This window comes from Psychrobacter pygoscelis (genome assembly GCF_004335015.1).
Lineage (GTDB): Bacteria > Pseudomonadota > Gammaproteobacteria > Pseudomonadales > Moraxellaceae > Psychrobacter > Psychrobacter pygoscelis.
This window is the reverse complement of sequence record NZ_RQRU01000001.1, coordinates 149,153-161,990: the sequence shown is the minus strand read 5'-3', so window position 1 is coordinate 161,990 and position 12,838 is coordinate 149,153. Positions and strand designations below refer to the sequence as shown.

The 12,838-nt window shown below is 44.2% G+C and carries 7 protein-coding genes and 2 tRNA genes; 2 read left to right on the top strand and 7 right to left on the bottom strand.

The annotated features are described in order from the left end of the window. Positions 1 to 30 precede the first annotated feature (30 nt). The 6 genes from EGV92_RS00545 to EGV92_RS00525 all read right to left on the bottom strand — a co-directional run bounded on the left by EGV92_RS00545 (position 31) and on the right by EGV92_RS00525 (position 8,492). The gene (locus EGV92_RS00545) at positions 31 to 2,496 is read right to left on the bottom strand and encodes a leucine-rich repeat domain-containing protein (protein WP_131667274.1); all 2,466 of its coding nucleotides are present in this window, start codon (positions 2,494 to 2,496) and stop codon (positions 31 to 33) included. 214 nt (positions 2,497 to 2,710) lie between these two features. Beyond that, complete coding sequence (locus EGV92_RS00540) at positions 2,711 to 4,999, bottom strand: TonB-dependent receptor (RefSeq protein WP_242678550.1); 2,289 nt, start codon at positions 4,997 to 4,999, stop codon at positions 2,711 to 2,713. Between the two features lie 946 nt (positions 5,000 to 5,945). Continuing rightward, positions 5,946 to 6,032, bottom strand: a tRNA-Leu gene (locus EGV92_RS00535). A gap of 136 nt (positions 6,033 to 6,168) precedes the next feature. Beyond that, positions 6,169 to 6,242 (bottom strand) — tRNA-Cys (locus tag EGV92_RS00530). A gap of 248 nt (positions 6,243 to 6,490) precedes the next feature. After that, entirely contained in the window at positions 6,491 to 6,625 is a 135-nt protein-coding gene (locus EGV92_RS14140; RefSeq protein ID WP_242678549.1) for a putative transporter small subunit, read from the bottom strand. A gap of 229 nt (positions 6,626 to 6,854) precedes the next feature. Continuing rightward, positions 6,855 to 8,492, bottom strand: coding sequence for a sodium:solute symporter family protein (locus EGV92_RS00525; RefSeq protein WP_207401734.1), 1,638 nt, complete (start codon positions 8,490 to 8,492; stop codon positions 6,855 to 6,857). Positions 8,493 to 9,670: 1,178 nt separating this feature from the next. Here EGV92_RS00525 and folD point away from each other — a divergent pair. Beyond that, on the top strand, positions 9,671 to 10,558 hold the full coding sequence (gene folD, locus EGV92_RS00520; protein ID WP_131667272.1) for a bifunctional methylenetetrahydrofolate dehydrogenase/methenyltetrahydrofolate cyclohydrolase FolD: 888 nt from the start codon (positions 9,671 to 9,673) through the stop codon (positions 10,556 to 10,558). A gap of 86 nt (positions 10,559 to 10,644) precedes the next feature. Further along, positions 10,645 to 11,100 (top strand): phosphate-starvation-inducible protein PsiE, encoded by a 456-nt coding sequence (locus tag EGV92_RS00515; RefSeq protein ID WP_131667271.1) that lies wholly within the window; start codon positions 10,645 to 10,647, stop codon positions 11,098 to 11,100. Between the two features lie 8 nt (positions 11,101 to 11,108). Here the strand turns inward: EGV92_RS00515 and EGV92_RS00510 are convergent, their stop codons facing one another. After that, positions 11,109 to 12,392, bottom strand: a complete 1,284-nt coding sequence (locus tag EGV92_RS00510; protein WP_207401710.1) for a magnesium and cobalt transport protein CorA — start codon at positions 12,390 to 12,392, stop codon at positions 11,109 to 11,111. Positions 12,393 to 12,838: the final 446 nt, after the last annotated feature.

The window sequence follows — 12,838 nt, the reverse complement described above, 5'->3', positions numbered from 1 at the left end:
GGTAAATAAATTTTGAAAAATAGATGGGGTCTATTGCTTGCCCTTAACCACATCTTTTCCGTAGCTTTTGGCAACAGGATTGGCATAGATGCTCAGCGTTGTACCTGCATTGGCTAAGCGGTCAATGTCAGCTTTGGCGGTATTGTCCAATTTGTTAGAGTTCAGCTCTAAGGTCTTAAGCATAGGTACTTGCACCAAATTTGCTAAGCTGTTGATTTGGTTATAGTCTGCTTTTAGTAAATCAAGCTTTGGCAAGTTAGCAAAGGCAGATAAGTTGGTTAATTGATTGCCAGTCAAATAGACGGTTTTTAGCTCATGGTTTTGGCTCAATACCGGCAGTGTGGTCAGCTGATTTTCCATTAACCCTAGTTCAGTTAGTGCTGTTAGGCTCGATAACGCACTGGCATCACTGATGGCGTTGTAGTTGAGGTTTAGCACTTGTAGCTTTGGCATATTTTTGACAAAGTCAATTTTCTGCACATTGTTACTATCCGCCGATACTTTGGTTAAATGGGGATAACGGCTTAAAAAGCTTAAATCAGTGGCAGGTTTATCGACATTGCTTTCGCTGTGGTCAACAAAATTATCAGATAAGTTAATGCTGGTTAGTTTGGGGAGCTGTGCCAAAAAGTCATAATTACGAATACCTGTGCCAGCCACACTTAAGACTTCTACGTTAGAGAATTGGCTAACGATCAATGAGGTATCAGGCACAGGAGCATAATCCAAATACAACTCTTTAACCCCAGTAAAATACTGCAAGCCGTTAACCTGCAAAGGGTTGGTGTCGTCATATAGGGTTAATGTACTGACCCCTGCTAGATATTTTTGTACGTTTTCTTGGCTGGGGTTGTCATAGTCAAACTCAACCGCTGAGGGAGCAGTTTGTAAGCTATCAAGCAATGATTGGTTATCAATGCCCGCATCTTTAAATGCCAAGGTTTTTAATTGAGCTTTGTTATAGCCCAGCTGTACATCGTATAAGCCATCGTCACAGCTAAGTAGCGTGCCATTGGGATGTGACAATAAGGCTTGAGGCGTGGTACAAGTCAGTGAGGTTTGTTTTAGTGGTTGATAGTGCCCGTCTTTTTTCTCATAGCCCAAAATCTGCCCTGCAATCGCCACCAGAACTTGTGAACCTGTTGGTTCAACGACAATATGCGTCTGAGCAGGGTTACCAGCGGTTTTGACATCAGTTAGTTGATGGTAATCAAGGGCCTTTGCGTCGGCCAATTCATATTCATCAAAGACCACAAATCCTGCGGCGGTGCTGTTATCACCTGCAAAGGCAATCGCTGAGCTGGTGCTGTATTTTTCTAGGCTATTGCGATAGCTGGTCGCTATTGGATTAGGCTTTTTGATGGTTTTTGGTGACCAGTTTGGCGGTGCAATCACAGGGTCGCTATGATCACCGTGCGACTGTAGATAAAGCCCACCATCTAGGAAAGTTAACTGATCTTTGCTGTCATCATCATTATCACTAATTAGTACAGCATAGCGATGATTGGCAGTGCTTGCTAAACCAGTAATGGGAAAATTGATACTGGTGCTACTGATGATGTCATTTTTGCTGAGTTCGGCATTGCCTGCCAAATTGGCCTTAATAACCGCTAGCTTTTGCTCACCTGTATTGGTTTTGCCTGCCACAATCCAGCGACCTTGTTCTAAGCTGTCAAACTGTGTGCCGGACTCAGGGTGGTGAGCAAGGGTTTCTTTTTTGCTAGCCTCGTTAACCACTGCTCCAACCCAAGTAATATGCTCAGGGGTAAAGTCCAAAATAGACTGTTGACCACCAATGTTGGTCGCCATAGCTTGGCTGTTAAAGTCCTTATCTTGCACAATCTGTAGTAGCTGTCCTTTGGTGCTATCAAAGACATAAGGCAGTTTTTGATTGGGGTTGCTGACAAAGTTTAAGGTGCTATTGATAGCAATGGTATTTAACGTGCTTGGGTCGCCGTGGCCATGAAAGTGGTCGCCATGACTGCCAAAAACTGACAAACGGTTTTTATCATCAAGCACATAGACATTTAGTCCCAAACTCGTTATGTCCACCACATTAGCGTCCGCAATCCAGTCTTCTAATGGTTTAATAGGATTGGCAATGCTTTCATCGGTGATGTTAACAGCATAGTAAGGTTGACCATTGGCAATACCCACGATCACGGGTAGGGTAGGGTTGCTGGTCAATTTTGAAAATTGTAGAGAGTTTGCAACTAATGTCCTAGCTGATAATGGATAATCGCCTTTATAAGGATAGCGTTTATTAGTATTCACTGAGCCTGCGTCATCATCATAGTTATGATTGTGGCCGTCATGATCGTGGTGATGACCGTCGTGGTCATGTCCATCGTGCTCGTGATGATCATGACCAGAGGTGTATAAACTTTCTTTGCGCTCATCGGCACTGCCACCACAACCAGTCAAGGTTATGCTGGCAAGGACTGCTGTCAAGGCAAAGGTGATTGAACGATGTAAAATAGAATGGTGAAATTGCATAATAAATACCTATAAGTTTCTAATAGACCTAATATTAATGGGCAGCTATATTGTTAGGTCGTTTCTAAAAAGTATATTTCTCCCCGCAACTCTCTCAGTGGTAGAAAGCTCTTTACCCTCATAATAGAAGAGGGCTAGGGGGAGGGGAGGGCGGAATCATAGTGATTCTCTAGCGTTGCGTTAAAAAGCGGTATGGCATAAAGACGACAATCTATTAAAACCGATAAGTAATCCCTGCATTGATCGAACGCTCAGGCATGGGCACATGCTCTACCAAATATGAGGAATGGTTGTACGCCAGCTCATTTAAGATATTCGATACTTTCACAAAGGCGGTGTAATCGTGCACATTGGGGCTGTGATATACCACTTTGGCATCCAGCATGTTGTAGCTTGGCGTATTGGTTTCAAAGTCAGCAATCTTATCTTGCTCAAAGCGGTGATAGCCCGATAACACCATATCAAACTGCCCAACTTGAGCAGTGATGTCACCGCCTACTCTGGGCGCCGCGAGGCGAGGCGCGTATTTACGCCCTAGACTGTTGTCTTCAAGCTCAATCAATGCCAAGTCGGCAAAGCCGCCGAAGCTGAGCATGTCATTTAAGTAATAACGGGCTTTGACCTCACCGCCATAGTGCTTGGCATCGGTTTGACTATAATCCACCAATTTAAACCCCGCTGATTCCCCTGTAGTAACCACATCTTGGGTTTTGGCATAAATATAATCTTGGGTTTGGTTATAAAACCCTGTAACGCTGGCATCAAAGCCTGACTGGTTTGAGGCATTGCTAGTGTTTGCGCGGTTGGCATCACGATTGTTAAAGCGGTAGGTCAACTCCACGCCGTTGGTCTTTTCAGGATTTAAATTCAGATTGCCTCGCTCCCACGTATTGGTTGCCAAGTGTGCACCATCAGCAAACAGTTCTTGCGGCGCAGGCAGGCGCTGCGTATGGCTAATACGGGCAGATACTTGGCTGGTAGGGCTAAGGTATTTGCCCCCCTCTAAGCTCACAGAAGTGCCAGTATAGGACTTACTGATATTGTGCTGAGTATCCTCAATATTTTTAAATTCTTGGCGTCCACCAAATTCTACATACCAAGGGGCTTTATTGGCAGGCAACTGATTGGCTGAAGAAGAAGGGTTTTGGATGTGATTGCTTGTGTCACCATGACTGTGGTCATGACCTGCATGAGCGTTGGTTTGTGACGCAAATTTATCCTGATTGTTGATACCGCTGGCATAGTAAGTAGGCGCTAAACGCTCAACAAAATAAATACCAACTTGATTGCTGTCAGTTTTGGGCAGATAACCCTCTAAGCCCACTGCCGAAAACTCACTGCGATTGATATCAGCCCCGACCATGCCTTTCATAAAGCCCCAATTACCTGTTTTATAGGTGGCATGGGTAGCATCAACGCGACCGCTTAATGCTTTATTGGCAAAGGTCGTGCCTGCCACGCCTTCATCAATCTCATCGTGTTTATAGTCGGTATAACTGGCTTTGACGCTAACCTTATCTACCCCAATCATTGGGGTTTGCTTTTCACCATAAAGCTGGTAAACGTTGGATTTTAAATCGACATAAGGCGGCTCACCATGATGATGATGGTGATGCCCACCACAGTTTAATTTGTTCGGGGTATTTGCATCTGGCTTACACTGATTATGTACATGGAAGGGCAGACCGTATTCAGAGGCTTGGCGTTGATACGATGCGCCAAAATAACTGCCATCATCTAATACATAAGACGCCCCAACACTGGCATTATCTTGCGTGTACCAACTGTTATTAATCTCATCGGTGTCCCAATGAGGTACTTGGATATTGCCTTGGTCGGTCTTTTGTACGCTACTGGTCAGCACCACATTGTCACCAATATTGCCCACCAGCTCACCATAAGCCAGATAGCCATCAGTTGCTTGTTGCCCGGCGACGGTGACTTTACCGTTAATGCTGGCAGGGGGTAGGGTGCTGCGAATACTATCATCGACCACATTCACCACCCCACCAATAGCGCCGCCACCGTACATCAGTGCCGACGTACCTTTAATAATCTCAACTTGCTTGGCGCCAACTACAGGTACAGACACCTGATGGTCTGGTGAAATCTGTGACGCATCCTGCACCGTTAAGCCGTTTTGCACCACCGCCACTCGTGGCGCAGTTTGTCCACGTATAATTGGCCGGCTTGCCCCTTGCCCAAAGGTGTCTGAGGACACGCCTGCTTCTCCGGATATCATGTCGCCCAAGGTGCTGGCGGTTTGTTGCTCAAGGTCGCTTGCCATCAACACACTGGTTGCCGATGCCATGTCTCCAGCCTGCGCTTGTAGCGGACTTGCAGTGACTACGATGGTGTCAACGGTAGTAGATGGCAACTGCTGCTGTAAATTATTACTGGTTTGTGCCAACGCTATCGAAGGGATCATGCCCATAGCAATAGTGGCTGTGGTGATTGCCAAAGCTAATGGGGTTGGTCGGTGTAAATAGCCAAAAGGTAGCACAGCACATCTCCTAAACAGTTGTATATATAGATTCATAAAATGATATAACATTACATAACAGTGAGGTAAGATGATAAATGTAATAATATAACATTACAATAGGTTAGAAAAATAAATGCTGCAATAATAAGGGGGGAGGGCAAGTGTCAGACAAAAAAAACACCGCTATTGAACAAATACAGACAGCAGAAGAGATGAGAAATTCAGAAGATAAAAGTTCAAAATCCTTATTGGCTAGAGTTAACCTTCTTTAAAACTGATACCTAAAAGAGTCGCTGGAACAAACTGCCAGTCAGAGGTCATGAGGTGACGGAGATAGGCATAAATTTATTCCAGCGACTTTGTGTCAAGTCTGAATTAGATGTGATTCATCATAGTGATAGAGATGCTCAGTAGCTATCCATTCGCTATACTGATATGACGGCTGACTTTGACGCCTATTGCTATAACAGCTGATAACTCAAGTATAGCTCTTGCTTTGTACTTCGGGGCAATGTCTCCTAGACATTCGCTTGTCCTTGTACATAAGATGGTGCAATCGCTGAGTCGGTTAATGGATTTTATAAGGCGGAGGTGATTGATGGTCTAAAAGAGCAGTAACGAGGTATTCATGATGTTGAACAGGATGCTTTAGAGTGATTAGGAGGCACGACGATAGACCTAAGGCTTTGTATTGTTTGGTCTGATCATGAGATAAAATTTGGGGTGGTTTTTGACAGAGGCTAAGTATTCTTTATCATCTGCTTTATGACGACTAGTATTTCTGTCGGAGGTAATAGGCTTGCATGCGTCGCCACACCTTATCTTAATGTGTATTCATTTTTACTGTACATAAGATGCAGGGATTGGACTAGATTCTACAGGACAGTATAAGACATTAGATACAAAAAAAGCCCCTGATATCAGGGGCTTTGGCTATTCTATGAGATAGCATAGAACTATGTAATGGTACCCGGAGCCGGACTTGAACCGGCACGCTATTGCTAGCGAGGGATTTTAAATCCCTTGTGTCTACCAATTTCACCACCCGGGCAAAACTTTTTAATTAATCTGTTAGTAATAATCTACATCCAGAACAGATTAATAATTGTGCGCTATTATAAGTCGTTATGATAATAAATCAAGAACTTTATAAAAAAGTTTTACCACTTGAAAACTAACGCAAAATATGGAGGCTGGGGTCGGAATCGAACCGGCGTACACGGAGTTGCAGTCCGCTGCATGACCACTCTGCCACCCAGCCAATCAAGGTGAACTATAATAGCAAAGTTATTTTAAATTACAAGTAATTTTTGCCAGTTTTTTTAGGTATTATCCTGACGGTTTTAAATTTTGTTTTTATGAAGCAGTCATAAATCGAAAACGTCTATGCTAACAAAGCTACTATATGCCTGAAAAGCAAAGAAAGCATAGACGCGTAACGAATTGCTTAAACAAATGGGCTTCAAATTAGCTAGCCAACGTTATTATTTGGCTAGGCCAAATGAGCATCTAAACGATGTGTTCATTATTGTTTTTAGCCCGTTTGATATCACGGTAAGTGGCTGTGCAGATTAGTACCAGTACTGCAAGGGTAATGACGGGCCAAATCAATATATATAAGCCGTAAGCAAATGTGCTAGTCATAGTGTTCTCCTTTTATCGTTTATCAATGATCAGGATTTATAATCTACAGTTGTCAAAAGCCCAATCTTCATCATTGCCGAGTAGCAATGATAGTAACTGTTTTAGTAGGTTAAAACATAGCAGGTTAAAATAGTCGGTTAGGATTGGAATACTGCTATCAGGTCGAGGCAAATAGCAGTGTCCACATAACAAGTTATCATAACGTTACTATTCTAAGTGTGGGCCTGCATTATGATTTGCTATCGACTGCTGGTGCATCATAATCACCGACACGCTGCTTGATCAAACTAAAGTCAAAGCGCTCATTATTCATTAAGCTAATAGCCACGCAGACGATGGTACTGACACCATAAGCGGTTAGTGAGGCCATCAGCACCGTATACTGACGTAAGAAGCCAGTGGCGTATATCAGCATTAATATTAGTGTGATGGCAGCCGATGCTATACCAATCTTGCGACCAAAAAAGCCGAATACCATTAAGCCAATGACTACCGCGCCGCCGACACTTGCCAATACCTCAAATAGTAGGGCAGTACCGCCTGTGATGGGAATCAGCTCGAAGCGGGCAATGCAGAAGAATATAAGGGCGACGATAACCGCAGTGGTAAAGGCTAAATTAGTAACGCGGTCCCAAAACACACTTGCAATAACCGGAAAGACTACCGCGCCCCATAGCGCCCCAACGAAGACTAGCATCACTAGGATATCTAGCTTAAAGCTGGCGAAGATAAGCCCAGCTGCTGTGGCAATAATCATCGTAGCACGGCCTACCATCATCATAGTCTTCGGGTTTGCACGGCCTTTGGCGATGTTTTTTGCATAGACATCGGCCATCATAATAGTCGATAGCGCTGAGAGATCGGAGTCGGCAGTAGAAGATAACGAACCAATTACCAAGATGAAGAATAGGGCGATAAATACTGGGTGTAAGTAGGCACTGACCATTTGCGGAATAAGGTTGTTCATATCACCGTTTAGAGGCTCTATACCTACTGTTAATGCCATTAGGCCAATCATGCCAAGACCGATGACGATACCTGCATAGCCGACTGTCGCCGTAACGAACGTCGCTTTAATTTTAGATTTATCGATAGCAAATAACCGTTGGGTAATGGTTTGGTTGCCAATCGCATAAGCGAGTACCGCAACAAAGTAAGGGGCGCCTTGGTTAAAAAAAGCTTCTGATGAGAAGAAGTCTTGCTGCTGAACAGTCAGATTAGGTAGTCCATCGACCATAGTTTGCGGGCCGCCCATAGCGAATAGTACCGCTGGAATGATAACCACACCGATAGCCATTAATGCGACAAGCTGAGCAAAGTCAGTAAAGACTGAAGCGCGGAAGCCAGAAGTTAAGGTGTAGCTAAGTACGCCAATACCAGCAATCATGACGCCAGTTTGAAAAGATAACGGCGATAACACTGAAACCAGCGCACCTGCCGCTGTAAAATTGACCATCAAGCTAATTAAGCTACCCATCAAATTGGAGACGGCCAAAATTAATTGGCTTGAGGATCCATGACGGGCGTTGATAAGCTCGCCTAGTGTGTGACCGTCAGGGGCTAACTCACGAAAGCGCCTACCGAATGGGTAGATGAACAAAATCATCAATGCTCCCCAAAAGCCGTAGTGAATAGGCCCTGAGATGCCGTACTTGTAGCCTGAGGTAGCCGCTGCATAAAATGAAGCTGCCCAGATCCAAGTGGCAGTCATACTGGCCGCCCCCATGCCAAAGCCGACACCGTGACCTGCGACCATAAATCCGGTGGTATCTTCTTTGTCTTTTTTAATCAGTAGTGACAACAGATAAGTGCCACCGTAAAACGCTATCATCATCAATATAATGGTTAGCGTCGAAAATTGAAACAATGCTTCAGTTTGCAAATCGTTCTCCTTGTTATTATTTAGAGGATAGGATTAGCAGTATTAAGTACTAAAAGGAGCACATCCAACTTGGTGGTTTAAATTTTTAGCGCACAAAATGCCGCCTACCCAGTAAGTAATAGTGGGCATGTCAAGACAGTAAGAAGCCATTAGCTTAATCGTAAAATTACGTCGCCAAGCGTCTAAGCAGTCACGTAGCCGCGCAGCCGCGCAGCCATGCGCCTTAGGTTAGCTAAAAATTAATTAACCATTTTGCAGTGCTAGAGCTATCAATACTAAATACAACTAAAAGATAAGCGTAAAGGCTGAAGTTAAATACTAAATTTAAATAAAAGCCACGCAAAAAAAACGCCTACCTGTGCCGTGTTAACGCAGCTTGCCTTGCTAATCACGCGTTAGGCAGACATAGACAGCGATAATCAAGCAAAATGCGCATTAAGCTGTCTTTTGAGTGTCGCAGGTCTGTTTTAGATATAACGATAGGGCTAAAACGTTGTGCCTGCACATGAGCACCGTAGTGGGTGCTGATATTATGTCTTTATCACTTAAGTCTAAGCGCGACTCGATAGGTCATAACCACATGTATGGCGCCTTGCGACTTAAGTTGGACATATGTTTTGAAATGAGTCTGCGACTTGGCATCTAATATCATTAAATGCATGCCACTGAACTCACGATTTGAATAATGCCATCTAAGCCAACATTGGGTTTGTAGACAGTTTTGACACTATCTAACCCCCTGTGACTTAGGATTGAGCTGGTTAAGGTTAACGGATTTAGACAATAATCTCAAACGCTTGCCTACTATCATGACTATAAAGGTATGCATGACTATAAAGGCATGAGTAAAGTAGTAATTAACACGCTACGAGGCTAACTGGCAGTCATAAGTTAATTTATCTAGATTTCTGTATATTTTTGGCCGCTACCGTTACAATACTCGGGCCTAACTTATTATCTTCTCTTTGAAAGAGGATAATGAACAGGATCAAGTGAGTTTGAAGGGGCTTAGCCTAATAGGTTATACCTTCAGACCAAGATAACTAATCTGTAAGTAGAGTAAGCATTAGTTTTACTATTTAGCACGTTGTAGATGGCGCTCTTACTAGTAGTCAATGCTTATTTCTCAACAATTTATTCGATCAATTTATGCCGGAGCTACCATGACCCAAGCCACTGATGCTGCTACCACCCAAACTGCCTTACGCCTTGATGGCAAAGCGCTCGCCAAACAGATTGAGCAAGAGCTCAGCGATCGAGTAGAGGCGATAAAGCAAAAAACCGGACGTACGCCAATATTAGCGACCATATTGGTCGGAGAAGACCCCGCTTCAGCGACTTATGTGCGGATGAAAGGCAACGCTTGCAAGCGTGTCGGTATGGACTCTATGCGCGTTGAGATGCCGACTGAGACGACGACGGATGAATTATTGACAAAGATAAAAGAGTTGAATGCCAATCCTGATGTCCACGGTATATTGCTTCAGCATCCAGTACCAGAACAGATTGATGAGCGTGCCTGTTTTGATGCCATTGATCTGAGCAAAGACGTCGATGGAGTGACTTGTCTTGGTTTTGGTCGTATGAGTATGGGCGAGTCAGCATATGGCTCGTGTACCCCGCAAGGTATTATGCACCTTCTTAACCACCATGGCATCAATCTTGCTGGAAAACATGCAGTGGTCGTCGGTCGTAGTGCTATCTTAGGCAAGCCTATGGCGCAGATGCTGCTAAACGCCAACTGTACGGTAACAATATGCCACTCTAAAACTCAGAATCTCGCTGAGCATGTGGGCCGCGCAGATATTATTGTTGGTGCAGTCGGTGTTCCTGAGCTGATTAAGCAAGACTGGATTAAGCAAGGCGCAGTGGTTGTTGATGCTGGATTTCATCCAACAGATAATGGTGGAGTAGGGGATATTGAGCTTGCAGGTATAGAGTCAATTGCCAGTAGCTACACCCCTGTACCAGGTGGTGTCGGGCCGATGACCATCAATACGCTAATTCGTCAAACGGTTGAAGCAGCAGAAAAATCTGCAAACATAGCATAGACATGCTAGCTTATAGCTATAGGATGACTTTTAACCCCCAGAGGGTGTGATGACTATCCTCATGCTCTTAACATGAGGATATCTCGATGGTAGGTAGCAATTGGCAAAGAAAAATTCAATTTTTAGGCGTGCTACTAATAGATATCGGGCATTACGCGGCACTGTTCCTCATTGGCTTAGTGGTTATGTGGGGAGCAGGCAGCGAGTTTTTTGCTATTTTAGCGAAAGGGGAGACGGCCTTAAAAGATATTCTTATGCTATTCATCTATCTTGAGCTGTTGGCGATGATTGGTATTTATTTCAAGACCCATCGCCTTCCCGTTCAGTTTTTAATCTATATTGCGATCACTGCGTTGTCACGGCATTTAGTGATCGATGTTCAGGCGGTGTCTGATACCTTTCATTTATGGCTGCTTTTGACTATCACCGTCTCCATATTTATTTTAAGCATCGCCATAGTACTACTTACTTGGACGGCAAAGGAATATGGCCGCCCAGAAGACAACGTCCATAAAGGACTGCCGAGCACTCGGCGAGAGTAAATAGCCGATTATAGCCAGCCCGACTTCTTGAACTGTCTAAAAAGAATACTACATACCACTAGGATTGCGGCGAGTACGATAAAGTAGGCGTACTTGTAGTGCAGCTCAGGCATAAAGTCAAAGTTCATACCATAGATGCCTGCTACAGCCGTTGGTACAGCAAGGATACCAGCCCAAGCCGCTAGCTTTCGCACCACTTCGTTCTGTCCCATATTGACCATCGCCATATAGGTGTCCATCGCCACACTGAGCATCTCATTTAGACCATTGACGGCGTCGATAGCCCGCAGTAGATGATCATTCACATCGCGAAAGTAGGGTTTAGAAGCGCTGGGAAATGAGGAAACCAGCTCGTTTTTCTTATGATTGATAAAGAAGTTACAGATGTCCTGAACGGGCAGCATCACAGCACGCATATGTACCAGCTGGGATTTAAGCTCGTATAAGCTTTTGAGTGTGCTTTTGCTAAATTCATAAGAAAAGATGTTACGCTCTTGCTCGCGCAGGTAGCTTCCCAAGCGATCGGTAATCGGTAGATAATTATCCACAATAAAATCCAATATCGCATGCAGGACGAATATCGGCCCCAAGCGCAGCTTCTCAGGGTGCTGGTGGCAGTGGTCACGCACAGGTTTATAAGAGTTTGAAGCTCCTGTACGGATGGTAATAATATAGTTTTTACCCATAAACATCGCCGTCGTGCCATAGCAGATTAGATTACCATCTAGCTTGGCAGTGCGTACCACCACGAAGATGGTATCTGTACCATAGCTCTCAACTTTGGCGCGCTGGTGGTCGGTGAAAGCATCCTCAAGTGCCAGCTCATGTAGATCAAAGGCTTCTTGCACCTCAGAGATCGTTGCTAGGCTCGGATTGTACAGGCCCAGCCAGATAAACTGATTGTTATTGGTCAGCGTTTTACTCACCTCATCAATGGTGATTTGTTCAAGCGGTGCGCCGGTCTTTCGTGAGTATGAGTAGCAATTGACGACTTCATTGACACCCGAAAACTTAATATCCTCAAAGCGGTCCGCCTCAGGGTCATAGACGGTCATCATCTCATAGGTGTCTTCTTCGCTGACATCGACATCACCATAGATGAAGCTGGTATCGGCCATCAGATCTGTATGCTCAGATAAAGGATGGTTGCTGCTGCCATGGGTGCTAGTCGGTACGGGGTTATTCATGCCAGCAATTTCAGAGTCAGACTTAGCGCCATGTTCAGAGTCAGTATTTGGCTCTCGCTGATTGTCTTGTTTTTTATGATTATTAGTAGGGGTGGTCTCGGCCATAAAAAGGTCTCAAATTCGATCAAAAGGGCTAATTATAAAGCTAAAATAGAGAGGATTAGTAGCTAACCTTGTTCTTTGCCACTGTCTTACTCGCTTAAGAAGCCACCACCGCATGTTCAAGTAAGCATAGCCGCTGCGACTAGGGCTACAGAGCAAGACATAGACACGGCCATACTCATTGAACCAAGATGAGAGTAGGGCACTGCTCAGAGCAGGGGCTGTGGTATGACGTATAGTGTAATATATAGCTAACTTTTTATTGCAAGTTAGCTTGATCTTAACGGTAAGTTAACTGATAACTTACTATGATTTATTTGTCTTTATATCTTCACATCTGTATTTAAATATGAGTATTTTTGAGATAAGGCTAGATACAGTCGCTGTCATACTTTGATGTCTAGATAGTGCTTCACACATTGGCAAAAACAGTTGGCTTGAGATGAGTT